The following is a 24,920-nucleotide window of genomic DNA, read 5'->3' on the forward strand; positions in this document are numbered from 1 at the left end:
ACACCTTATCAGTTTAACGGAAAAAACGTTGAATGGGAATGATAGAGCGTTGTTTGGGGAATAGTTTGTTAATCGAAAAGGAGTGAATGCAGTATGTGGTTTATCAATCTGACGATTGTCTTACTATTAATCGTCGCAAACGGGATTTTTGCAATGACCGAACTTGCGCTGTTGTCTTCAAAACGCCAGAAATTGCAACAGTATGCGGATGAAGGAAAAAAATCAGCTCAAATCGCGCTTGATTTTTTAGATCGTCCGACGGATTTACTATCGACGGTCCAAGTCGGCATCACTTTGATTGGAATCGTCAACGGCGCGTTCGGCGGCGCTGCTTTATCGCAACCCGTCATCAGCTGGCTCGGTCAATTTTCTTGGCTCGAAGCCTATGCCAGTACGCTCGGATATATTTTCGTCGTCACAATCATCACGTATATTTCACTTGTCATCGGTGAATTAGTCCCGAAACGGATTGCTCTCGTCAGTCCGGAACGTGTCACGATGTGGCTTGCCCAACCGATGCGTTTTTTTTCAACACTCCTGCGTCCATTCATCTACATTTTGAGTAAGTCGACGAGTGGCATTTTCCGATTGATTGGTCTCGATCGTCTCGAAAGCGAAGATGAGACAGAAGATGAGGTGAAACAGTTGTTGATTCGTGGTGCTCAGGAAGGAATCTTTGCAGATTCGGAAGCCGAACAAGTCTCTCGTGTCTTTGCGTTCCACGATCAATACGCCTATGAATTAATGGAACCCCGGACCGTCACGGAGTGGATTGATTTAAATGATTCACCGGAACAAATCTTAAACGATTTACGTCGGGCGAAGCACCGAAACTTACCCGTCGGACACGATGATTTGGATCATTTCGTCGGCTATATCGATGCGAAAGAAGTCTTAGCATCCGATACTCCCGCCTTGACGATTGAACGCTACATCCAGACACCGCTTATTGTTCCTCGACAGCTCAAAGCAACAGACTTACTCGAGCGGATGCGGAAAGAAACCGTCTCGATTGCCTTTGTCCTCGATGAATATGGTGGGTTTTTAGGAATGATAACATTATTTGATATATTGGAAGCCTTCGTAGGAGAAATTTCAACGATCGAAGAAGAACCAGAGCTGATCATGCGAAGTGATGGCTCCTATTTAGCAGACGGGTTGTTGCATATCGATGATTTGAAACGAACGCTTGGTTTGACGACGCCACTTCCGGGTGAAGTCCAGAATGCGTATCATACGGTAGCTGGACTGATTTTATATACACTCGGCGAATTTCCACAGCGTGGCAGTCACGTCATGATTGCCGATTATCGTTTTGAAGTCGTCGATTTGGATGGGCGTCGCATCGATCAAGTCTTAATCGAAAAAGTCGCTCCTGATTTGTAATATCAGAAAAACGACCTACTTATACCGAGTAACTCGGATAAGAAGGTCGTTTTTAAATTAAAATTCATTTAATGCTTCACGTGCCACACGGTCCGCTTTATTTTCAGACCGCGGAATCCACTTGACGAATGCCAGTGGTAATTGTGAATACCGTTCGAACGCCGGATCAAAATACACTTGAATGCGCTTGTTCTTGGCGAACTCGCGTTCAACCGCTAACGAAACTGCTTCCGAGTCCGTCCGGAACGAAAAGACACTTTCTCCTGCGTTCAATAATTCTTCCGCTAACTCGACCGCTCGGGCAAACGCCTGGAATTCCGCTTCATGATTGTTAACCGCGGTAATCCGAAACGTCCGTTCGATGACTTCTCCTGCTGAATTCTTACAGAAGATTCCTACCGTCGCGTCATCATTCGATGGCCGAACAGCCCCATCAAAATACATTTCAACCATGTTCAATCGCCGCCTTTACACCTTTTCGTATCGCTTGTTCATCTAAATTTTTTCCGATGAAAACTAGTGTCGTTTGTTTCTCTTGCTCGAACATTCCACGTACCGCTGTTCCGTAAATCATTCCGGTGCCTTGAAGAATCGTCTTTTGATCCGTATCCGCAAAATGAATGATTCCTTTATAGCGGTATAAATCTTCCGCATAGGCTTCGAGTACTTCACGCAAAACGGCACCGAAACGATTCCGATTCAACGGCTGCACTTCCGTAATCGTCAATGCCGTGAACGAATCCGCCGCTCGTTCGAAGCGATCATCTTGTTGTAATAAACGTTCTTCTTCCGCTTTTGGAAAATGGAATGTTTCAAATAAATTTGCTACCTCGACACGTGACTCGACTGTCGGAATGATATGGGCCGTCGGATTCAAGACTTGGAGCCGGGCAATGATGTCGGTTCGTACAGCATCCGATACCAAATCCACTTTATTCAGTAACAAAACATCGGCAAAGCCAATTTGTCTGACATTCTCTTCAAACGTCAATTCACGTTCGAGATGGTACGCATCGACGACCGTAATGACGCTCGAGAGTTGATATTGTTGTTCAATTGCCGGTTCAAAGTAGAAGGTTTGGAGGATCGGGCCCGGATCAGCAATTCCTGTCGTTTCAATCAATAAACGATCGAACACCATCTCACCTGCGCGTCGTTTTTTAGCAATCCGTAATAACGCCTCTCGTAAATCGCCACGAATTGAACAGCAGATGCATCCATTCGTCAATTCAATCATCTCTTCGTCACTTCGTTCAATCAAAGCTTCATCGATATGGACTGATCCTACCTCATTGACGAGCAGCGCCACCTTTTCGGTCGGATGGGAGACAATATGATTCAACAGTGTCGTTTTTCCCGCTCCTAAAAAACCCGTAATCAATGTCGTTTTAATTCGTTCTTGCATAACTTTCACTCCTTACAGCAGTTGTGCCGTTCGCCATTTCTCTTTTCGTGCGTCCAATAAATCGATCGCATGCAAATACCATGCTTCCGTTGTTTGTGGTGTGACACTTGAACCCCATTCTTTTTTTCCATGATGCGATAAGATGAGATGCATCATCCGATGATGCATGTCTAACGGAATCCGGATTGCCTCGTCACGCAACGCACGTTCGAACACGAAACAGCCGTATGGCATATGTCCGACTAGACTTCCGAGCGGATCAACCGCAATACCGGATAACGTTTCCTCTACCGCATCAACTTGCAGTAAGTCCGTGAAGCGACTTGGTGTTGCGCCGAGATGATTATACTCCCAAATCTTTCCGATGTCATGCAACAGGACACCTAACAAGAGTTCATCCTGATTCGGTGCTTGATCGAGAAGCGTAATCGATCGTGCCGCTTGATAAAGGGAATCGAAGCTGTCGTCCCAGGCAAACTGACGTGTCGCCCGCTCAGGAGCTTGAAATAAATCGTTTTTATGATCAGCTTCTGCTTCTTGAATACATTGGAGTAACGTCAAATAAGGTCGCTCCGATTGACAGATTCCTGCCGCGATCGTCATCATACAAGCTGTGTGCTTCATCAACCCACCAATATAGGCATGATGATGGAACAATGCCGCTGGCCTCGTCGAAAAATCGTCCCAATACGTGTTTAGACAACGCAGGGCAATCTGGCGGTAAGGTTGTTGCATTTGCTCGACTAGACCAATCAATTGATCCCGGTAATCGCTCGCAGACTCTTCTATCGGCATCTGAGGTAGCAATGTCGTTCCAGCGACATCATGGACGGCCTTGACGCGTTGAACAGTCAACGACTTATTCCCCGAGTCGACGGGGTATTCCTCGACTTTGGCAGTAACGCGGACGATCCGCGTCTCTAGATAAGGACGCATCGCCTCTTCCGCCGTTCCTTGATTCAACCATTGTTTTCCTTTACAAGAACCACTCGATGAATTGAATGTAAACTGTAACCATTCACGTCCTGTCTGACTCGTTCTGATTTCCGCAGAAGCGACTAAAAGTGTTTCTTCGATTTGTTCTCCCGGAACGTGACGTTCAATCAAAAAGCCGCCTGACGCATTCGATACGTCAACCACAAATTCATCCCCAAGGTAAGGCGGCATCTGTTGCTCTGGAATTGCTTTAAATAAGCGAATCATTTCCGAATCACTCCTCTCATCTCTATTGTCCATCATATCAAAGTCGCTCACCACCTGTACAAAACAAAAGAATGATTGTAAGCGTTTACTTAATCGGCTATGATGAGTGCATATGTACAATACTTCCAATTAAGGAGGACTTTCATGATGCTTCGCTCACTCTCTTCAAGTTATGATGTCGTGATGCACACAGTGCGAGATACAGTCGATCCAGCAACACGTGCTCAACTGAGGCTGGCCGTCGTCGCCTATGGCAAAACGGCTAAAGATGAATCACCTTTACAGGCGTTAATCGAGCAGGAGCTCCACTTATGTTGCGTTCAAGTACAGCATGCCGGACTCGACGTTCAATCCGACCTCGTCAAGTTACTCGTCTTGTCCGCTTTCAGTAGTGATGCGGGATTTAGCACCGCAGAACTGAACAGCATGACACCAAATGCAATCAAAAGACAATCGTCTTCATACGATGCCATCTTCGCGCGTCTCATCCAAAAACTTTTTCTCCATCAGACACAAGTCGATATCATTTGTCAACGCCTACAAAGTGTTCTCTGTGGTGCAGCAGCACAGAAGTGTTCGATTCGGGCACGTCGCCTGCAAGAGTCAACCTGCGTCACCCACTCTCATTAAAAAAGTCCTGACTCGAGTGAGTCAGGACTTTTTTCAACGACCTGGCATTCCAGCTCCTTGAAAGGTGTATGTTATGAAAATGCGGCGTTCCGCTTCGTCATATTCTATCATCATCATCACAGATATTGGAGGTTCTGTCAATTGATTTTCAAAAAAAGTGGGTTGATCTCGTTAGAAATCAACCCGAATGGAAGAGTGAATAATTACCATGGCAATGCTTGATTTCATCATACAATGCAATGGAAGCGTTTACAACCCTTTATCTAAAATTTTCTCAAGAAAATATTGTTCCGTTAATGGCAAATGTACGACTTCAATCCCACTTTGGCGCATCAAGTTTAATCCATCGCCGTATTCATAACCCGTCGTATAAACGACGCGATCAATTTTCGAAGCGATTAAAGCTAAACTACACGCGTGACACGGACTATGCGTGACATAAGCCGTCGCATGACGCGCACTCGTCGAATCCGCAGCAAGTTTTCCTAACGCATTAATCTCCGCATGAATTTCGTGTTGCTTTGACCACTCATGATGTTCTTGTTGGTTATTACAACGATAAAAAACTTCGCCATTATGTATAGTAGTATCAGATTCCAACACATTTTCATTGATTGATTTATAGAAAACTTCGTGTTGCTTTAAAAAAATTTCGTTGCAGTTCACATGCTGACTCGGTGTTCCATTGATTCCAATCGAAATTGGCTTTTCATCCTTGACGATGACGCATGCGACAGACTTCGAGGCACATTTCGAATGACGTTCTGCCATCATCTGGGCAAACAGTAACCAGGTCGTATCCCATTTCTCTTGTTTCGGATCCATAACGTTCACTCCTTAAACAATACGAAGGAACACGTAAACGTGTCCCTTAGTATCGTTGATTTGGTAATTCGCGACTTTTCGAAGCGACTTCAATAACTTTTTGTTTTAATTCATTTTCCATCCGCTCTAACTCATGCTCTGCATCGCGACGTTTCTGCTTCCCATCTTGTTGAATCCGCAGTGTCTCATCAAGCGTCTCGATTAAATTTTGATGTGCGACTTTTAACGATTCGACCGATACGATTCCTTTTTCATTCTCTTCTGCGATTTCAATCGATGAATCTTTTAAGAGACGTGAATTTTGTTCGAGCAATTGATTCGTCGTATTTGTAACGTCCTTTTGCATCTGCAAGGCACTCTTTTGCCTAGACAGACTGAGTGAGAGGACGACTTGGTTTTTCCAAAGTGGAATCGTATTGACGACTGCTGATTCAATTTTTTCAGCAAGAATCTGGTTATTCTGCTGAATGACACGAATTTGCGGCGCCATTTGAAGACTGATCGTACGTGATAATTTTAAGTCGTGGATTTTTTTCTCGAACCGGTCCGTCAATTGAATCAAATCATTTAATTCTTGTAGTTTCGTCTGGTCACGTGAAACCTCGACTTCTGTCCGAAGCGGTTCGATCTCATTTTCTCTGACGTGTGCAATCTTCGTCTCACCCGCTGCGATGTAAAGATTTAGTTCCTCGAAGTAACGTCGATTTTTTTGATACATTTGATCAAGTAACGTGATGTCTTTCATTAAGCCGAACTTCGAACGATCTAAATTATGAACGACCTCTTCTAAATAAGCACTCATCTTTTCATATTGTAAGAAGTAGGTCTCCGCTTTTTTCTTCGCCCGTCCGATGACGGGAACGTTTGACCAAAAGCTTTTCTTTTCTTGTAACGAATCCGGGTCCATTTGACGGACACGTTGCATTAAATCCGACAACAGTTTTCCGGCATCGCCACCATCTTTCATTTTGACTTCGCTTAACACTTGATCTGAAAATTGCGAGAGTTCTCGTTGAACCGGTGCTCCGAATTGCATGACGGCATCGGATTTATTCAAATCAATCACTTGAAGTAAACGTTCGATTTTTTGACGCTGTTCGGCTGGAACGTCACTTGGAATCATTTCTTCAACAGGACGAACTGGCGTCCGGTGTTTTGGTGTCTCCGCAAGATTCAGGTCAACTGATGGATCAGAAATCGTTGGTTGTGCCTGTTCCTCTGTTTTGGATTCGTCCGGCCACTCTTGCCATGAATTGTTATCAGAATGGGTCATGTTTATAACTCTCCTCCTGTTTTCTTTGTTCCGATTCTTGTGCCAATACTTTTTCAATCGTTAAAAGTTCACGCTCTAAGTCGACCGTATCCCCTTCTAACAACAAGGATTGGTGTTGTTTTAATTTTTGAGCAATCATCTTCAAGTTCGCTTGCAGTTGTTCGCGTGTATCAAATTGCACTTGAGCCCCACGTCGTTCTAAATCTGCGAATTTTTCTGAAATCGATAATAAGGAATCGAGATAAAACGTGAAGAAGTCGCGTACTTTTTTTACTTCACGTGGTGCATTAAATAATTCTTCAAATAAAACATGTGCTTCGCGCGAGACGATTCGCATATCTGAACGTACTTCGCTGTCTCGGATCGATGGGATAATGCCATCGAATGCCTGTAACTTCACGAAACCTTCTTCGACGGTCCGTCGCAAGACCTGCAACTCCAAATCATCCGTTTCATCAAATCTGCGCGTCGCTTGTTCAGGCTTTAAGATGACGCTTCCGACAAATTGATCATCATCATCGAGTAACAATTTCTTTTTGACATTTTGTCGTTTTATCTCTGTTGATTTTCGTTCTGTCCGGTACCGCTTCCCGGGTTTCGCCCGGTAACCGCTCCAAATGAACCATAAACCGAGCGCTACGAAGATTCCGGAAAAATTTAACGTATCTGCTATCTGGAGAAATACGAACATCAAACCAATCGATCCGAAAATCCACCATGTAGAAGATTTCATGTCATCCCCTCTTTCTATTGACTCCATCTATTTGTGTCATGAATGAATCTACTGTTTCTTATATCTTACCATTACGGATGTCTTAACAAAAAGTTTCCCGTTTTCGATAAATGTTAGTCCTCTCTACTCTTTATTTCACCATAATCTTTCATTAGACGCATCCGTCTCTAGATGTACGATGCTGAAGGGATGGCATTTACTTTTTCCTTTTTCGCGCGTAACGCATACACATAAGATTCTTTACTCATTGAAAAATTACTTTCACCCCAAAAAAACTAGCTTCCGTCAATCAAAACGAAAGCTAGTGTTCGTGATCATATTGTGATTCCATCAAACGCTCAAGAGAAGACGAGTGGCCAAATCAGAATGATTAAGATGGCGAGCGGACTCAAGTAGCATACACTAAAGCGCCAAAATGGAATCATTCGTTTTAACATGGGACCTGTCGCTAGCTCCCGTTCGACAATCGCCCGATCAAGTTTAAATCCAGCAAATATTGAGATCAAGAGTGCACCGATCGGCATCAATATATTCGATACGAGGAAATCCATCCAATCAAAAATCGTCTTATCGAACCACATGATGTCGCTCGCGACGCCAAAGGAGAGTGCTGATGGAACACCTACTATTGCGACAAGGATTGTCGTAATGATGGTATTACGTTTCTTATTTTGGACGGTCGCATCTTCTTTTCGATCAGTAATCGATGAGACCACAACTTCTAGCATCGCGATCGAAGACGTGATCGACGCGAAAGCAAAGAGTAAGAAGAATAACGTTAAGAAGACTGTTCCAAATTGGACTTGGCTGAATACTGTTGGTAACACGATGAATAAGAGTGAAGGACCTTCAGCAGGATCAAGACCTGAAGCGAAGACCGCTGGGAAGATCGCGAATCCGGCTAATAGTGACACAACGATGTTTAAAGAGACGATCCATCCTGCTGACCGATTGATTTGACCACGCTCTTTCATATACGAGGCATACGTCAACATTGCGGAGACGCCGAGCGATAATGAAAAGAAGGCTTGTCCGAGCGCACTCAGGACCGATGTCCGGTTCAGTGCTGAGAAATCCGGTTCGATGAAGAAACGAACCCCTTCACTTGCACCTTCAAGGGTCAATGACCGACTCACTAATATAATGAAACAAAGGAATAATAATGGCATCAAGATTTTACTCATTTTTTCAATCCCCGACTGAACACCTCGTAAGACGATTAATCCCGTAATAACGAGGAATACGACTTGACCTAAAATTGCATAGAGTGGAGAGGCGGATATCGTTCCGAAGAGTTCTCCTAACTGATCCCCACTCATGGAAGTCAGATTTCCGGAAAAACCAAGAACCGTATAAATTAATACCCATCCCCCGATGACGCTGTAAAAGGATAAGAGTAAGAAACAGGTGATGACACCTAACACACCAATGAAGGTGAATTTCTTATGACCCAACTCTTCGAAAGCGCGCAACGCCGTTTTTCCACTCGTTCGACCGATTAAAAATTCTGCAATCAATACCGGGAGACCGAGGAGTAAGGTGAACACTAAAAATAGTAGTAAAAAAGCGCCTCCACCATTCGTTCCTGTCGTATATGGAAACTTCCATATCGCACCGAGTCCAATCGCTGATCCTGCTGCTGCTAAGATAAACCCGACTTTTGAAGCCCATGCATTGCTTTTCATGGTACTCCACCTCCTTTTCAAAAATACTTCCTTATTGTACAAAAGTTAAATCAAGAAGTCATCCTTTATCAAACATTTTCTTTAAAGCGTCAAAGCATAACCGCATATTCGCATGTTTGTATTAAAATGAAAATCATATGTACTAAAAAAGGAGAGACATTGATTCTTCTTCGAATCTTTTGTGTCTCTCCTGATACTATCTTTTTAAGTTCGATTCAGTTTACGATTTTGTCCAGCGTACATTTTCAAGAATTCCGGTAAGACCTTCACCTCGACAGGCGAGTTCAGCGCCTTCTCACCATCCGTATCGATGACTTTTGGAGAATCCGTTTTTAAGGTAAAACCACTCGTTAAGATGTGCGTGAAAGAGGGGTCGTTTGCCAGTCCGATTTTTTGAAGGATCACATCACGAATCGTCGCTAAGTTGACTTCATCGACAATCACTAAATCCAGTTTCCCATCATTGTATGCACCGTTCGAAAGATTTGTTTCAATCCCCCCAAGCGACTCACCATTCGCTGCTAAAATCAAAACAGCTTCTCCTGTCATCTTTTGCCCTTCATCTAACTCAAGTTCATAGGCAAACGGTTTTGCATCCAAGCTTGAACGGATGGTTGACAGATAATACCCCATTTTCCCAAGTCGGACTTTTTCTTCCGTATCAATGCCAATCGATGCTTCAGCAATTAATCCGAGGCCCAAAAAATTAAGGAAGTACGTATCGTTGACTTGTCCAAGATCGACTTCGACGATTTGTTGGGTTGCAATCATCTCTGCAGCAAGACGCGGCACCATTGGTAAACCGAGTGTCCGTGCAAAATCGTTACACGTTCCCCCTGGCACGATGCCGAGAATCGGACGCGTCTCCAGCTTGGCTAATCCATTGATGACTTCAAATACGGTTCCATCCCCACCGAGGACGACAAGGGCATCGAAGTCTTCCGCTTCTTCTGCAAACTGCTGTGCATCTCCTGCCCGACTCGTTTGCTTAATGACGATTTCATTGAATTGTTCCGCAAGTGGACTAATGACATCTTCTAAAAGTCCACTCCGGTTCGTCCCGGCGGAAGGGTTACTAATCATCAATAGTTTCATTGAATGATTCCTTCTTTCTTCAAATAATTATTTGCCACTTCGTTGGCAGTCTTGCCACCATAGGCGACTTCTTCATTCATTTTAGACATTTCTTCATCTGTGATTTTTCCATCTAATTTTTTTAAAGCTTGCCCGACTTCCGGGTACTCATCAAGCGTCTCTTGTCGCAATAAAGGAGCACCTTCATATGGTGGGAACAATTGTTGATCATCTTTCAAGACGACCATGTCATATTTCGCGATTTCCGGATCAGTCGAATAGGCATCGATGACTTCGATGTCTCCTGATTCGATTGCCTTGTATCGTAATTTCGGTTCCATCGTTACGACTTCTTTAAAATTGACGCCATATTTTTCTTGAATCCCTTTGTAACCATCTTGACGATCTTTAAACTCTAACGTGAAGCCTGCCGTTAATTGACTCGCAACCCGCTTGATGTCGGAAATCGTTTTTAAGTCATACCGTTCCGCGATTTTTTTCGGAACTGCGATGGCGTAGGTGTTATTGTAGTCCATCGGCGGTAACAGCGCGAGGTCCTGTTTGACCAATCCATCTCGTGCTTGCTCGTAAACCGCTTGTGCATCATTTGAGACCGGTTTTTCATTCGTTAAGCTAGCAAGGACCGTCCCCGTGAATTCCGGGTACAGATCAATATCACCCGATTGCAGCGCTTTATAGACGAACGTCGTCTTTCCAAAGTTCGGTTTGACTTGGACGTTTAAGTCCGTTTCATCCTCGATGACGATTTTATACATGTTCATCAAGATTTCTGGTTCGACGCCTAGTTTTCCAGCGACGACCAAGTCAGGTTGTTCCGTCCGTCCGAGCGCGAACGGCGTGATGATTAGTGTCGCAATCAAGGCCAGGGCAACGACCATTCGGCTCGTTTGCCGTTTTTTTGTCGCGACTTCCGTCTGACGTAATAAAAAGTCGAACAATAACGCGAGTAAGGCTGCCGGGATAGCTCCTAACAATAAGAGATTGTTATCGTTTCGGTCGATTCCGAGCAAGATGATCGATCCGAGTCCCCCTGCCCCAATCAAGGCAGCAATCGTTGCCGTCCCGATGATGAGAACCATCGCTGTCCGGACACCAGCCATCATGACCGGTAAAGCGAGCGGTAACTCAACCTTCAGCAAACTTTGCGTCGGTGTCATTCCGCAGGCACGGGCCGCTTCTTTAATTGAAGGATCGACTTCAGCTAATCCCGTAAATGTGTTCCGGACGATTGGTAAAAGAGCATATAAGACGAGTGCAATGACAGACGGGAGTGTCCCGATCCCAACAAGCGGAATCATCAGTCCGAGTAGTGCGAGCGAAGGAATCGTTTGGATGACGGATGTCACACCAATCGACCATTCACTAATTTTTTTATTTCGTGATAAGTAAACGCCTAAAGGAATCGCAATCAAACATGCGATCAATAACGAAATGACCGAAAGTTGAATATGTTCGATTAATGCCTGCAGTAGTTCTTCTTTTCGATTTTGAAACGTTTCGACTAAACCGTTCATCACATCGTCCCCCTGACTTGTCCCATGAACTCTTTGATGAAGGGATCGTCACTCGCTAAGACTTCCTCTTTTGTTCCGATAAATACGATTTCGCCCTCGTTCATCAAGCAGATGCGACTGCCGAGCTTCAGCGCTTCGTTCATGTCATGGGTGACGAACAAAATCGTTTTACCGAGTTCACCGTTCAATCGAATCAAGTCATTTTGAAGTTGGTCTCGAGAAATCGGATCAAGGGCTGAAAATGGTTCATCCATCAGAATGACATCTTGCTCTGCAGCGAGCGCACGCATGACCCCGACGCGTTGTTGTTGTCCACCCGATAGTTCACTTGGATATTTCTTTTTTAAATTTTCATTAAGACCCGTCAACTCGAATAATGTATCGACGCGCTTCGCAACTTTTTTCTTGTCCCACTTTAACAACTGCGGAACGACAGCGACATTTTCTTCAATCGTCATATGGGGGAAAAGTGCAATTTGTTGCAGAACATAGCCGATTTTCCGGCGAAGTTCATGTTCATCAATCGACATGATCGGCTCTCCGTTAATCCAAATCTGACCTGCTGTATGATCAATCAATCGGTTGACCATCTTCATCGTCGTCGTCTTTCCACAACCAGATGGACCAATCAAACAAAAGATTTCGCCTTCTTCTACTGTAAAATTCAAATTTTGGACCGCTTTTGTTCCGTCGGCATAAGTTTTTCCGACTTCTTTAAATTCAATCACAGACGATCCCTCCGTTTCCTATTGTTTTATTATCTTTGTAAAGTTCCCCTTAATCAGTGTTTCCAAAACCTGATTTTTCAGCAGTTTCATTAAAAAAGAGCCATCTCGACCGAAACGTTCGGTCAAGATGGCTCTTTTAGTCTTATTCGTAAATCGTAACTTGGACCGAACGTCGGCCCCAGTTGATTGCTTCCTGTTCCGTTTCCATCATTAAATCCATGATTTTCCCATGGATGACGCCTCCCGTATCAAGAGCAATCGCATCCCCAAATCCTTCAACATGTACTTTCGTGCCGAGGGGGATGACGCTTGGATCAACCGCAACAATCCGTCGGCCTTCAAAATGAATCGTATGTGTGACATCATAGCCTGAAGCCGTTAAGACTTTTCCATCATATGAACCATTCAGTGCTGCATCATTCGTATAAGCCGTCGTTTCAAATGTCTCTTGGCGTCCACCAGTTTCATTTTTGGCAGTTACTTTTTTGGGTTCGACAGTTGCTGCCGTTTCTTTTTGATTTGCTTGTTGTTTACGTTTTGCTTCGTCTTGTGCTTGTTGTTTTTTCAGTGCTTCTGCTTTTTCTATTGCTTCCTTTTTTTGCTTCGCTTCCTGCTCGGCTTTCGCCTGGCGTTCACGTTCTTGTTGCGCTGCCTGTTCTGCAGCACGTTGTTTCGCCTGTTCTTCAGCTCGTTTAGCTGCTTGTTTCTCTTTTTCCAATCGAATAGCCTCTCGTTTCATCTGGAGCGGATTTTGGACGATTTTCTTTTCCGTCCCGATTCCAATTTGTGCGGCTTCCGTATGCATATGTGGTAAAAGAATAAGTCCTGTAAAAGTAAAAATGATTGTAAGTACGATCTGTTTTAGTTTCATCTTTCAAAACAACCTTTCCGGCCTTTAACGGCTCGAACACCTTACCACGATGAATTTGCGGATGAAAACCCTAAAAGGTCATTTGAAATATATCTGTCAAAAAGTAACGAAATGGTTACACGCTTTCAAAATATGCTCTTATCGTTGATATCAAGCCATTTCTATGATTGTTACCGTTCTGTCATCTTTTTATTTTTGTAACGTCTTTGTAATGATTACGATTGTTCATGAAATTCTGTTAATTTATTCTTAAAATTGAGGTCATCCAATCGATTCAGCGATCAAATGACTGATTTGCTTATTATTTAAATGAACTTTTCACCCACGCTTTGAATATTTATTCAAAATCAGACGATTCATCTCCCGCTTCTAAACGTTCAGGGTGAACTCCTCGTGTAAATGGGAGATGAATCGTCTTCGGGCAAGATTAACGTTCAACCGTCGGGACGACGGGGTTAGCCTGATTAATTTTCGACCGATAGATTGAATAGCTCAGGAAGCCTCCACCTCTAAGCGAAGCGGAGGTGGAGGTGGAGGTGGAGGTGGTTCAATCAAACAAAAAACCCGACAATATGTTGTCGGGTCCCGTGTTATTTTGTTTTACGTTCTAACAATTCAATCTCTGACTTGAGGAGAACTTGTTTTTCAAATTCGAATCCAAGTGATTCAAAGTTTTTTGTATGCGAGAGATCACCGACAACCGTATTTGTTAATACAGCCGTAACTTCCGCGACCCATCCTTCTTTCGTTTTGACCATATCGCCCACGATATAATCAAATAACTCTTCTGTTTCTTCCATCTCAATCATCTCCTGACACGTTCAGATAGTACTAATCATATAAAAGAACTCACAAAAAAGCTAGTATCGTGAAATCATACTCAACACTTGACGAAGAATCTTTGCCGTCAATCCCCAAATCAAGTAGTCCTCATGTTCATAAAAATGTTCGACGACTTTGTACGTCCGATCAAGATAAGCTTCCCGATTCGCCATCCGACTTGTCGGAACCGCTTTTCCCGGGCGAATTCGCCATTCCATCTCTCCTTCAATCGGACGCGCGTTCAACAGTGCGTTTAACGGGACATAAAAAATATGATCGACTTCATCCGGAGAGGGATTGATTTGATTCGCTTGTATGATTCCGACGTATGGATAGATGATGGAGCGGTTCGGTGTCACGAGCGGTTCTAACGTCCCGATGACTTCAATTTCTTCCACTGTCACATTGAGTTCTTCTCGTGTTTCCCGGATTGCCGCTTCTTTCGGTTGTTCTCCGGCATCGATTCGTCCACCCGGAAAAGAAATCTCTCCGGGTTGCGAACGTAACGTCTTCGCCCGCACTTGAAAGAGAAGACAGATTTCCCCATCGCGTTCGACTAGCGGCACAAGAACTGCTGCTGCTTGCCGTGGAAGACGGTCCCTTGTCGATTTGAATACATCTTTGATTTGATCGAATACGGGATTATTCATCGTCCTTCCTGCGAAACTCTCTGATACGCTTCTTCTAAGTGACGCATCCGAACAATCAAATCGGCGTTCTTCGCGATCCGGTCTGCAAGAATCGAGCCCGAAACGACTTTATAATACGCATTCAATGCTTGTGTCTTTGTCATGTATGCCTCATTTTGTCGAATATACTCTTTGAAATTCGCTACTAAACGGTCTGCTGTAAATAACTGTTCGTTCAACCGACTCATCCTCTCTTGCGGTTAGCCGCTAGGTGTATAGTTTAATGGTAGCTACTTTTGGCTAAGAAGTAAAATAAGGGGGGCTTATTCGTGAAGAAAAACATAGATGTATTGATTATCGGGGCCGGACCGACCGGATTGACACTTGCACTCGCGCTCTCACGGTACGGCTTAACATTCCGGATCATCGAGCGAGCGAGCGGACCATCTGTCGTCTCAAAGGCAATCGGTATTCAAGCACGTTCACTTGAATTGTTTGCCCGTCTCGGTGTTGCCGAGGAACTGATGGCAGAAGCGATTAAGATTAATCAAGGAAATCTCTATGTGAATGGAGCTTGGCAAGCAAAACTTGATTTTACAGATTTGAATACACCTTTCCCATTTGTAACACTCTTACCTCAAAGTGAAACGGAACGGATTCTTGAACAACGCCTACTCGATTATGGACATCATGTCGAACGGGATACCGAATTGACCGGATTCGCTCAATTTCCAACATTCGTCACGGCATCGATTCGAAAAAACAATGTCGTCGAGACAGTCGATGCCTCGTTCGTAGTCGGAGCAGACGGTGCGAACAGCTTCGTCCGGCGTGAACTAGGACTTCCCTTCAGTGGCAAGTCGTTTAAGGAGTCTTGGGCGCTTGCGGATATTGAAGTCGACTGGCCGCTTTCGTCAGAAGAAGTCCATATTTTCTTTTCCGATCATGGAGTAATCGAGTCATTCCCATTACAATCAAACTTATTTCGAATTACGGGCAACTTAACGAACGGTGTCGTGCCAACGGATCATGCGGCGATTGAAGACTTTCTTAAAAATCGAGCGAAAGTACCGTTTAAACTCAAAAAAGTTCATTGGTACTCCATGTTCCGTGTTCACAATCGAATCATCGAAAAGTTCGGTCACCACCGGATTTATTTAGTGGGTGATGCAGCGCATATCAACTCGCCTGTCGGCGGACAAGGGATGAATACAGGAATCGCAGACGCGATGAACTTAGCCTGGAAGCTTTGGTGTGTGCATGAGTTCAAGGCAAGTTTCCCGCTACTCGACTCTTATAGCACCGAACGACGGGAAGCGGCACGTGGAATTTTACGTTCGACGAACCTTGCGACGGAATTGTTGCAAATCAATGTGCCATTTTTACTCCCTCTGCAAGAAAAAGTCATTCGGAACAGTTTAAAAATCACACCGCTTCATCATTACGTGACGAACCGGATTGCTCAATTGAATAGTAACTATCATCCATCCGATACGTTTGTCACGCAAGGGAGATTTGGCTTACTTGCACCGAAACCGGGTGAACCGATGCCGTACAGTGAAGTTGTAAATCCGCGAACGAAAAAAAATGAGTTACTGCTACGTCGCGCCGATCGAAATTTCTTATTGCTGCTCTTTTTACCGCGTCAGTCCGATGAATCAGAACTGACCCCTTATAAGGAACTCGCCTACTCCTATCCGGACCTGTTTGAGACCGTCTCGATTCATCAAGAGCTAAAAGAAGACGGGGTCGTCGACCAGGGGGGAGAACTCGCACGGAAGTTCGGGATTAAGCAATGTGGTCTATATTTGATTCGTCCAGACGGCTACATCGCTTATCGTCAGCAAGGCTTGAAGATTAAACCTTTCTCTCGCTACCTTGAACGTTTACTTTATGCCCGGTAAGCACGTATGATAGGTATGAGGTGATAAGATCCATGGAGTTTATGAATATACGATACTTTTTGATCATCGTTCTAATTGTTCTGTTCATCATCATCGTCGCGCGTCGCACAAAAGAGTCTTTGCGCTGGGTCCTCGTCGGTGAAGAATTTGGAGAAAAAGGCGAACAGCTTCATCGAGATTACGAGCTACTAGCGGATGCCGGTTTTGAAGTCCGGCTCGAACGAGGTGTTAAAACCTCTATCTTTTTCCGACGGTTTAGTAAAGATTTAGCCGATCGTGTTGCAATTTATGCACTTAAAGAAGATATCGACCGTATCGAACGTTTTCTCACTCAACCTAAAAAAAGACGTTAAAAAAATAAGCAGCCTCTCCGTAGTTGAGAGGTTGCTTATTTTTGATGGTTTGCCAGTATAAAAGCAACCTGTTTACGATCTTTCTCCGTGACAGGAGTTCCTTGTCGTCTTGCAATCCATGGCTTGATGGCAGCAAAGGACTGGCCGATCGGAAACTTAACCCGCGTCATACGCAAATTCGGTGCTTGTTTGAATACAATCATCGTGTGAACGGGAATCGACACGCCTTCCGCCTTTAAGAGTGATCTGATATGTTTCGTGAGGCGTTGTGCCTCTATTACCGGATGCCGTTGTTCAACCCGTTGAACACGTTGCTCGTCTTCGACGTGATAGGTTTGATCACTTAGCAATACCGCAGCCTCTTGATTGACAAGGACTAAAAACAATCCTTTTGGTCCGATTAAGGCAAATTCAATCTTCATGGAGCGATCGAGCTCGACGTTTTCAAATAACATCCAATCGTACCGACAAATATGTCGCACTTGATCACAGACGAGTTCTAAGTCGTTCACCTTACTTGGAACTGAACGTTTAAAGGAAAAGAAACGCCGCTCTTCTAGAGGTGTCATTTTTGTTGCCATCACCTGTAACATATTGTCCCCCCTTACGTCTATGTATTATTAGCTAGTTTACCATCCTTTTGCACAAGCGGTATGCGCTTTCAAAATCAGGGGAATTTCGTAACAAAAAAAAGACATCCACTTCTGTTTAAGTAGATGTCTTGACGCTTATTGATTTTCTTGGTGTGGACGTCCGAAAACAGCTTTTTCAAGATTTGAAATCCGGCGTAGCATGTCATAATTCGATGGATTAGACACTGGGGCTTCCGTCTCAACGATTCGCTCTTCGGGTTTTCGTGCCGTCGCTTTTGCTGCTTCTAGTTCTTTTTTCAGACGCTCGATTTCGCGCTCGAATCCTTCGTAATCTTTGATGACTTGATCCAAGTATCCATCTACTTCTTCAATCACGTAACCGCGTAGACCCGTCTTAAATTCTTTTTTGTAAATATCATCTGCTGTCAATAAGGGTTTATACATCGTCTTCACTCCCACTGATCATTATAGTTCAGTTCCTGTTCCATCATCGATAAATCATCTTGTGTGATCAAGAACAGTTGATAATCGGTCCGTTCCATCTCTATTCTAGCACGCTCAACGAGATACTTCGCTGAGCCACCGTGTTCTTCATCAAAAACGGATAACAGGCCTTGGCTCTTTTCAATCATGAATTCCGTTTTGTTACGAAGCTGACTCGGATTCTCATAAGGCTTTTGGCTAATTGCATCGACGAAGTCTGCCTGGTTCAGTACCGCTAAATACTGAGCTTGTACAGGTTCCTTCCACTTAGCCTCTTGCTCTAAAAAGGGCAACAAAATCCCGAGACGAATGTCCGGATAGTCTACTTTTAATTCTAAGATGACTTCACAGGCCCACAGTTCACAGCCTGGGGTCGCGCTTGTTACGAACCATGTCGTCCCCATGTCTTCAATGAGTCGAATCAAGCGTTCGCGGTACGCCGCTTTGATGACCGGGATACCAGGATGTTTTTGATCAAAAATTCCTAGTTCAGTTGGCTTATAACCCGTGATGGCAACGACTTTCATTCTTGACACTTCCTTTGTAACCGATTGCTCCGATGTGTAAGTTCAGCGGTCAAACGTTCCCGCCGTGTTGTTAGTAACACCTGTCCTTCTAACAGTTGTTTTGCTTGCTCAGTATAATCATAAGCAAGCCGTGGCTCTTTTGCAATGTGCTCCGCCCATTTCGCTAACTCGATGTATCCACGAAACGTCTTACTCTTCTCAAAGCACGGGACTGCTTGTTGATAGTCTTGCATTTTTTTAAATAAGAGACCTTGCCGCAACCAGCCTTCCGCCGACAAATCGTTTACCTGATGAAAGTGCTCGACTGATTGTTCGTTGATTCCTAAATCGGCTAACCAAACGGCAATGTTTTCCCCAATCCGAGGTGATACTTCTTTTCGGTGGGTCACGAGATGATTGCATTCATCGTAGAGACTGACAAGTGTCAGACAGTCATGCAGGTGATGCTCAAGGACGCCATCCATGATGGACGGATTTTGATGTTCGACATATTGAAAGTAATGCATCGGGGCTAAAAATCCTGGTAAATCATCCGCTCGCTCAAATCCGATTTGTTCTTCCATCGCCGTCAGCCGGTACGAATCGGACAATCCTTTAAAAATCCGCCGACAGACATGGAGTAAATCCAGGTGACCGACTTTCGGCAGGCGCGGGACACGTTCGCGGACGAAGACATGTCGTGTCTTGATTTGCGGCCAATCAAAGCTTTTTCCATTATAGGTGACGAAGCGGACATCTTCTCCGATATCCGTCAAAAAGTGATGATAAAAAGCTGCTTCATAATGCGGATGCGGTAAAAAATATTGCCGCATCAATAGCTCGCCTTGTTCAAAACGGGCAAAGCCCATCAAAAAAATCGTTGTCCCGGTTCCACGTAAGCCGGTCGTCTCCGTATCGAAAAAGATGATTTGTTCAAGCGGGACATCAAGCGCAAGTGGCGGATGCGGTAGTTGAAGTGATTCATACCCGGCACCGAACGTCCGGTGCCCATGGCTGTCCGCTAAGTTGTAACGCTGATCGATTCGAACAATCCATTCGTCTTCGAACGTCAGGATGTCCGCCCCTTTTTCAATCCAGGCCGCTTGTTCGTTCGCCGTCTTCGTATCGACAGTTTGTTCCGAAGTCTTTTCTATCGCTTGTGATTGCTCGCTCTCTTGATTCGTCGGTTTTAACATCCGTCTTAATTTATTTTTCATGATAACTCCTTCTCCATCTCAGTTAGCATGCTGACCGTCCGTTCCTTCTCGTCTGCGAGACCGACCATACCGATGCAAGCCGGACAACCATCCTGGCAGGGACATGTCTCAATCGAGTCGCGTGCTGCCCGTAACATGATGCTCCGTTGTTTATAAATCGAGGAAGCTAAGCCGACCCCTCCAGGATACCGGTCATATAAATAGATGGTCGGCTTTTGCGTATGGGTCGCCTTGACTTGCGGCACGACGAAAACGTCGCTCGCGTCACACATTAAATAGAGCGGTGCTACACGCCGCAAGCTGTTCGCGACACCTTCCAGTACTTGTTCGAGCTCCGTACTCGAAGCAGATGTAGCAGGTAACGTAAACCAGACGCCTGTCGTATGGATTTCCCGTTCAGGTAAATGAATCGGACCAGATCCGATGTTTTCGTGGGTACCGAACTTAATTTTTTTGAACATCGTCGCCATCCCACGGACACTGACATCCCCACGGGCGACACTAAACGCATCGTTCGAATAACTTTCATCTTCTTCAAGGACAGACAAATCGACTGAAAAATTAGCATCGGTATAATAATCGACATCCACGGCACGGACGAACGCTTTTTTCTCCTCAAAATCAAGGGTTTCGACTTGATACTGATCCGCTCCATGCAAGTAAATCGCTTCATCATGCAATAAGGTCATCGCACTGAACGTATCCATCTCACCGATGACCCGATTCGGGACTTCCGTCTGATCGACGATGACGACGTTTTCTTGATCACTTGAGCGTAACGAGATCTCATGTGCCGGAAACGCATCATTCATCCAATAGAAACGTTCTCCCCGCTGATGCAGGACACGTTCTTCGACTAAATACTCGAGAATATCTTCCGTCTCGAGTGTGCCGAATCTTTCACCTTGCCGAAACGGGAGTTCGAACGCGGCACATTTTATATGGTCGACGGCGATGATTAAATTATCCGGATCGAGTCGTGCCGCCTCTGGTGATTGATTTAAAAATAACTCCGGTCGCTCTGCGACGTATTGATCGAGCATCCCGGACGAAGCGACGAGGATGATTAAGGCATCGTCCTGCCGTCTTCCGGCTCGCCCTGCCTGTTGCCAAAGCGAAGCAATCGTCCCGGGATAACCATTCATGATACAGACTTGCAATTGGCCAATATCGACGCCCAGTTCTAATGCATTCGTCGAGACGATGCCGGTGATTTCACCTTTACGCAAACGTCGCTCGATATCACGCCGCTCGGTCGGTAAATAACCGCCGCGGTATCCTTCAATCGATTTCGGACCGAGTTCATGGCGAATTAAACTGCGTAGATACGTCAGCAACACCTCGACGCGGACACGTGAGCGGGCAAAGACGATTGTCTGAAACTTCTTTTTGATGAATCGGGATGCCAGTTGTTTCGTTTCGAGTGTCGCCGAACGTCGAATTCCGAGTTGGGCATTGACGATTGGTGGCTGATAAACGATAAAATGTTTTCGTCCGGTCGGGGCACCATTGTCATCGATCAGACTGACCTGCTTCTCAATCAGCCGTTCTGCGAGTTCTTGTGGATTGGCAATCGTTGCGCTCGTCATGATGAAGACGGGATCACTCCCATAATAGTGACAAATCCGGCGTAACCGTCGAATGACATTCGCGACGTGACTCCCGAAGACGCCACGGTACGTATGCAATTCATCGATGACGATATATTTTAAGTTTTCGAACAGTTCAATCCACTTCGTATGGTGTGGCAATATCCCGGAGTGGAGCATATCGGGATTCGTAATGACGATGTTCCCCGCTTTGCGGACTTTCGTCCGAATCGTCGGTGATGTATCTCCGTCATACGTAAAACAACGAATCGGTGCTTCGAGCTCATCAATCAACTCGAGCAGTTCACTGTTTTGATCTTGTGCGAGAGCTTTCGTCGGATAAAGATACAGTGCCCGGTCGTTCGGATGCTCCAGTAGATGCGAGAGAATCGGTAAATTAAAGCAATATGTTTTCCCAGAAGCCGTCGGCGTGACGATGACCGTCGATTTCCCTGCCATGACTTGATCAAATGCTAATGCTTGATGCCGGTACAAGGCATCGATGCCACGTGCTTTGATGGCTTGTTGTAATCGTTTTGGCATCTGTGCCGGAAATGGTGAGTACCGTCCTGCTGTAGCTTCCATCGTCTTCATATATGTGACGCGCTCCATAAAGGCGCGATCAGCTTTTAACTCCTCTAAATAGGTAACGAGTGATTGTCTCGGTTCCATCGACTCACTTCCTTCCTTCTTCACTCATTATACAAAAAAAAAGAGGTAAGACTGTAGCGACAGGTTCGCCACTTCAGTCTTGACCTTCAATTCAATCCTCTGGTTCTTATTCCGTGCTTTGGGAATCCTCTTTTTTATCTTTTTTGTCCGTCTTTTCTTTATCGGATTGTTTTTTCTTATCATTTTCTTTTGCTGCTTCATCCGTTGATTGTGTAGAGACCGACTCATCCGTTGCCGGTTCATCCGTCGTTGGCTCGTCCGTCGTCGGTTCGTCTGTTGCCGGTTCATCCGTCGTCGGTTCATCCGTTGCCGGTTCGTCCGTCGTCGGTTCATCCGTCGTCGGTTCGTCCGTTGCCGGTTCGTCCGTTGCCGGTTCGTCCGTTGCCGGTTCATCCGTCGCCGGTTCATCCGTCGTCGGTTCATCCGTCGTCGGTTCATCCGTCGTCGGTTCATCCGTCACTGGTTCTTCAGTCTCTGGTTCAGCGACTGTGACGGACGTCGCAACAGGACCTGACTCTTCTCCTGATGCTTTCGCGACGAGTGTAAACTCTGTTCGTCCTGGTTTTAGACCATTGATACCAATACGATTCGTCGAACTCGTCCCAAGAACCGATGTATTGCCATCCGGATCTTTCATCGATACTTCGAATGTTACGCTATCGTATCCGTTCGTCCGCAACGCTGAATCGTTGTAATTCCAAGTCAGCTCACCTGACTGCGCCTCTTCATCGTAAGAAGCTTGCAATCCAGTCGGAGCTGGTACGGCCTTTTTTTCGACGACCGGCTCCTTCGTGCCTTTCACATACAATTCGTCGCCGATACTGAGGACCGAGCTTGGTTGTTCGAACGGTGCTGGTGTCCGGTCACGTGTTTTCGTCACAAAATCTTTCCATAGGTTTTGCGCCATTCTACTCTCGTTTTGCCCTTCGAGGCCGATCCCGTTATTATTTCCAGATGTCGTCGTTCCTGTCCAAACACTAATGGAGACATCAGAAGTATAACCAACGAACCAAACATCCTTATAGGCATTCGTCGTTCCGGTTTTTCCTGCTGCATCAAATGAAAGTCCAGCCGTCGGGAACGTACCGCCCGGCTTCAGGACATCACGAAGCATGTCCGTCAACATATAGGCTGTATAGTCTTCCATCGCTTTTTTCGATTTGATTGGTGATTTGATTTTCGATCCATCACTGTACTCGATTGACTTGATGATGTGTGGCTCTACATAATCGCCACCGTTTCCGAGTGTCGCATAAGCGCCCGCCATCTCAGTCGTGTTGAATCCGTGTTTCATCCCACCGATTGCGTACGCTGGAGAAATTGATTCATCTTTTTCTAATGCCAAACCAGATTTAGCAGCAAACGATTCGACCGCATCGCCACCAATCTCTTGGAACGTTTGGATTGCCGGTGTATTGGCAGAAATCTTCAACCAGTTTCGAATCGTGTTTGTTCCTTTGTAACCGTCGTAATAGTTTTGAATCGTCTTGCCGTTAATCTTCGTTTCTTGGTCCGTGATTTGTTTTGCTGTCGACCATTTTTCATTTTCAATCGCTGGACCATACGCGAAGAATGGTTTCGCAGAAGAACCCGGTTGGTGCGGTTCATTCGCGTAGTTACGACGTGCCGTGTCTTCCCCTGGATTTTTTCCGTCGACGACGGCTAAGACTTCACCCGTTTTTGTGTTGACGGCAGAGGCCGCGGCTTCGGCATAGTCTGGTAATTGTACGACTTTGTCTTCTTTAATGGCTTCATTCATATAATCATGCATCGGTTTATCAATCGATGTATAAATTTTGAGTCCTTGGCCATAGATGTCTTTTCCTTCAAGACCAAAGACATCTTCTAATTCTTTTGAGACCATATCAAAGATGACGCTATCGTACGAAGCATCTGTCGTCGATTTTGGAGCGGGATCAATTAATTTAGAAATCGGTTGGTCGACTCCTTGATCACGTTGTTTTTGCGTGATGACGCCTGTCGTCAACATCGCATCTAATACTTGTGTTTGGCGACCCTTCGTTAACTTCGGATCCCCTTTAATCGGATCATATGCTGTCGGACGCTGTGGCAATCCGGCAAGCATCGCTGCTTCTGCATAATCTAATTTATCGACCGTCTTATTGAAATAAGCTTTTGAAGCCGTCTGAATCCCGAACGAATTCTGACCATAGTAGTTTTTATTCAAGTACATTTCTAAAATTTGATCTTTCGTGTAGTCTTGTTCTAAACGAATCGCTAACCACTGTTCCTGTACTTTCCGTGTGATTGTTTTTTCAGAACTTAAAAACGATTGTTTGATGACCTGTTGCGTGATTGTTGATGCCCCTTCCGAGCCGAATCCATCGGTGATGTTCGCGATGATTGCTCCACCGAGACGACGGAAGTCAATCCCTTTGTGTTGGTAAAAACGTCGATCTTCAATCGCGATGAAGGCATCTTTGACGACTTCAGGAACTTCTTTAATCGAGACATACTCGCGACTCGTTCCACCCTGTTTGATTTCTTCTTTGTTGCTCGCATAAATTTTCAGTGGGAGTGCATCCCGTAGTTTCGTCTCATCGAGTTCCGGAGCAGTGGCAATCGCATACGCAGCAAACCCACCTCCGACAAGCATCATGATGATGAATAAGCCGGTTGCAATCATTAATAGCTTTTTAAAAAGTGGACCTTTTCCAGATCCACCTGAACCCCCGGACTTCTTCTTTTTCGGACGTTTCGTCCGATTCGATTGTTTAGTTGACGTCTTCGTTTCTTCACGACGTGCGACACGACTTCTTTCCATATGCTATCCTTCTCCTTCA

General features: G+C 45.1%; 24 protein-coding genes. 4 read left to right on the forward strand and 20 right to left on the reverse strand.

Annotated features, from left to right (window positions below; genetic code table 11):
* Positions 1-93 precede the first annotated feature (93 nt).
* Positions 94-1,386: a hemolysin family protein gene (locus P403_RS0101445; RefSeq protein WP_029330536.1), complete on the forward strand. Its 1,293-nt coding sequence runs from the start codon at positions 94-96 to the stop codon at positions 1,384-1,386.
* A 57-nt stretch (positions 1,387-1,443) separates the two neighbouring features.
* On the opposite strand, the gene P403_RS0101450 is transcribed toward P403_RS0101445, so the two are convergent.
* Genes P403_RS0101450 through P403_RS0101460 form a run of 3 tightly spaced genes read right to left on the reverse strand, consistent with a single transcriptional unit; the run spans position 1,444 to position 3,994 of the window.
* Positions 1,444-1,839, reverse strand: a complete 396-nt coding sequence (locus P403_RS0101450) for a ribonuclease HI family protein (protein WP_029330538.1) — start codon at positions 1,837-1,839, stop codon at positions 1,444-1,446.
* Positions 1,832-2,791: a CobW family GTP-binding protein gene (locus tag P403_RS0101455; protein WP_029330540.1), complete on the reverse strand. Its 960-nt coding sequence runs from the start codon at positions 2,789-2,791 to the stop codon at positions 1,832-1,834. The genes P403_RS0101450 and P403_RS0101455 overlap by 8 nt, the downstream gene beginning before the upstream one ends.
* A gap of 12 nt (positions 2,792-2,803) precedes the next feature.
* Complete coding sequence (locus tag P403_RS0101460; RefSeq protein ID WP_051667283.1) at positions 2,804-3,994, reverse strand: HD domain-containing protein; 1,191 nt, start codon at positions 3,992-3,994, stop codon at positions 2,804-2,806.
* Positions 3,995-4,138: 144 nt separating this feature from the next.
* On the opposite strand from P403_RS0101460, the gene P403_RS0101465 reads away from it, so the two are divergent.
* Positions 4,139-4,624 carry a hypothetical protein gene (locus P403_RS0101465; RefSeq protein WP_029330550.1) on the forward strand — a complete coding sequence of 162 codons (486 nt, stop codon included), beginning with the start codon at positions 4,139-4,141 and terminating at the stop codon, positions 4,622-4,624.
* A 249-nt stretch (positions 4,625-4,873) separates the two neighbouring features.
* Here the strand turns inward: P403_RS0101465 and P403_RS0101470 are convergent, their stop codons facing one another.
* The 11 genes from P403_RS0101470 to yvfG all read right to left on the reverse strand — a co-directional run bounded on the left by P403_RS0101470 (position 4,874) and on the right by yvfG (position 15,038).
* Positions 4,874-5,449 carry a deoxycytidylate deaminase gene (locus P403_RS0101470; RefSeq protein ID WP_029330551.1) on the reverse strand — a complete coding sequence of 192 codons (576 nt, stop codon included), beginning with the start codon at positions 5,447-5,449 and terminating at the stop codon, positions 4,874-4,876.
* Between the two features lie 46 nt (positions 5,450-5,495).
* Entirely contained in the window at positions 5,496-6,722 is a 1,227-nt protein-coding gene (locus P403_RS0101475; protein WP_051667285.1) for a toxic anion resistance protein, read from the reverse strand.
* Positions 6,709-7,455 carry a 5-bromo-4-chloroindolyl phosphate hydrolysis family protein gene (locus tag P403_RS0101480; protein ID WP_029330555.1) on the reverse strand — a complete coding sequence of 249 codons (747 nt, stop codon included), beginning with the start codon at positions 7,453-7,455 and terminating at the stop codon, positions 6,709-6,711. The genes P403_RS0101475 and P403_RS0101480 overlap by 14 nt, the downstream gene beginning before the upstream one ends.
* A 338-nt stretch (positions 7,456-7,793) precedes the next feature.
* Complete coding sequence (locus tag P403_RS0101485; RefSeq protein WP_029330557.1) at positions 7,794-9,140, reverse strand: sodium-dependent transporter; 1,347 nt, start codon at positions 9,138-9,140, stop codon at positions 7,794-7,796.
* A gap of 204 nt (positions 9,141-9,344) precedes the next feature.
* Positions 9,345-10,235 carry a diacylglycerol/lipid kinase family protein gene (locus P403_RS0101490; RefSeq protein ID WP_029330559.1) on the reverse strand — a complete coding sequence of 297 codons (891 nt, stop codon included), beginning with the start codon at positions 10,233-10,235 and terminating at the stop codon, positions 9,345-9,347.
* Complete coding sequence (locus P403_RS0101495; RefSeq protein WP_029330560.1) at positions 10,232-11,749, reverse strand: ABC transporter permease/substrate-binding protein; 1,518 nt, start codon at positions 11,747-11,749, stop codon at positions 10,232-10,234. Before P403_RS0101495 ends, P403_RS0101490 begins: the two co-directional genes overlap by 4 nt.
* A complete protein-coding gene (locus P403_RS0101500; protein ID WP_029330561.1) occupies positions 11,749-12,477 on the reverse strand; it encodes an ABC transporter ATP-binding protein in 729 nt (242 codons plus the stop codon). Before P403_RS0101500 ends, P403_RS0101495 begins: the two co-directional genes overlap by 1 nt.
* A 142-nt stretch (positions 12,478-12,619) precedes the next feature.
* Positions 12,620-13,348, reverse strand: coding sequence for a 3D domain-containing protein (locus tag P403_RS0101505; protein ID WP_034800778.1), 729 nt, complete (start codon positions 13,346-13,348; stop codon positions 12,620-12,622).
* A gap of 590 nt (positions 13,349-13,938) precedes the next feature.
* A complete protein-coding gene (locus tag P403_RS0101510) occupies positions 13,939-14,148 on the reverse strand; it encodes a hypothetical protein (protein ID WP_029330566.1) in 210 nt (69 codons plus the stop codon).
* A gap of 60 nt (positions 14,149-14,208) precedes the next feature.
* Complete coding sequence (locus P403_RS0101515; protein WP_029330573.1) at positions 14,209-14,820, reverse strand: NUDIX hydrolase; 612 nt, start codon at positions 14,818-14,820, stop codon at positions 14,209-14,211.
* Positions 14,817-15,038 carry a protein YvfG gene (yvfG, locus tag P403_RS0101520; RefSeq protein ID WP_029330575.1) on the reverse strand — a complete coding sequence of 74 codons (222 nt, stop codon included), beginning with the start codon at positions 15,036-15,038 and terminating at the stop codon, positions 14,817-14,819. Before yvfG ends, P403_RS0101515 begins: the two co-directional genes overlap by 4 nt.
* Before the next feature lie 90 nt (positions 15,039-15,128).
* On the opposite strand from yvfG, the gene P403_RS0101525 reads away from it, so the two are divergent.
* Positions 15,129-16,703, forward strand: coding sequence for an FAD-dependent monooxygenase (locus tag P403_RS0101525; RefSeq protein ID WP_029330577.1), 1,575 nt, complete (start codon positions 15,129-15,131; stop codon positions 16,701-16,703).
* Positions 16,704-16,735: 32 nt separating this feature from the next.
* The gene (locus P403_RS0101530) at positions 16,736-17,056 is read left to right on the forward strand and encodes a hypothetical protein (RefSeq protein WP_029330579.1); all 321 of its coding nucleotides are present in this window, start codon (positions 16,736-16,738) and stop codon (positions 17,054-17,056) included.
* Positions 17,057-17,091: 35 nt separating this feature from the next.
* Here P403_RS0101530 and P403_RS0101535 read toward each other — a convergent pair whose 3' ends face one another.
* The 6 genes from P403_RS0101535 to P403_RS0101560 form a co-directional block, all read right to left on the reverse strand.
* The gene (locus tag P403_RS0101535; protein WP_029330581.1) at positions 17,092-17,649 is read right to left on the reverse strand and encodes a nuclease-related domain-containing protein; all 558 of its coding nucleotides are present in this window, start codon (positions 17,647-17,649) and stop codon (positions 17,092-17,094) included.
* Positions 17,650-17,784: 135 nt separating this feature from the next.
* A complete protein-coding gene (gpsB, locus tag P403_RS0101540) occupies positions 17,785-18,093 on the reverse strand; it encodes a cell division regulator GpsB (protein ID WP_029330582.1) in 309 nt (102 codons plus the stop codon).
* Between the two features lie 5 nt (positions 18,094-18,098).
* Positions 18,099-18,659 (reverse strand): SLOG family protein, encoded by a 561-nt coding sequence (locus P403_RS0101545; RefSeq protein WP_029330584.1) that lies wholly within the window; start codon positions 18,657-18,659, stop codon positions 18,099-18,101.
* A complete protein-coding gene (locus tag P403_RS0101550; RefSeq protein ID WP_029330585.1) occupies positions 18,656-19,855 on the reverse strand; it encodes a ribonuclease H-like domain-containing protein in 1,200 nt (399 codons plus the stop codon). The genes P403_RS0101545 and P403_RS0101550 overlap by 4 nt, the downstream gene beginning before the upstream one ends.
* Complete coding sequence (locus P403_RS0101555; protein ID WP_029330586.1) at positions 19,852-22,116, reverse strand: DEAD/DEAH box helicase; 2,265 nt, start codon at positions 22,114-22,116, stop codon at positions 19,852-19,854. Before P403_RS0101555 ends, P403_RS0101550 begins: the two co-directional genes overlap by 4 nt.
* A 106-nt stretch (positions 22,117-22,222) precedes the next feature.
* A complete protein-coding gene (locus P403_RS0101560) occupies positions 22,223-24,901 on the reverse strand; it encodes a transglycosylase domain-containing protein (RefSeq protein ID WP_051667287.1) in 2,679 nt (892 codons plus the stop codon).
* Between the last annotated feature and the right edge of the window lie 19 nt (positions 24,902-24,920).

The sequence above is a fragment of the Exiguobacterium oxidotolerans JCM 12280 genome, assembly GCF_000702625.1.
Taxonomy (GTDB): Bacteria; Bacillota; Bacilli; order Exiguobacteriales; family Exiguobacteriaceae; genus Exiguobacterium_A; species Exiguobacterium_A oxidotolerans.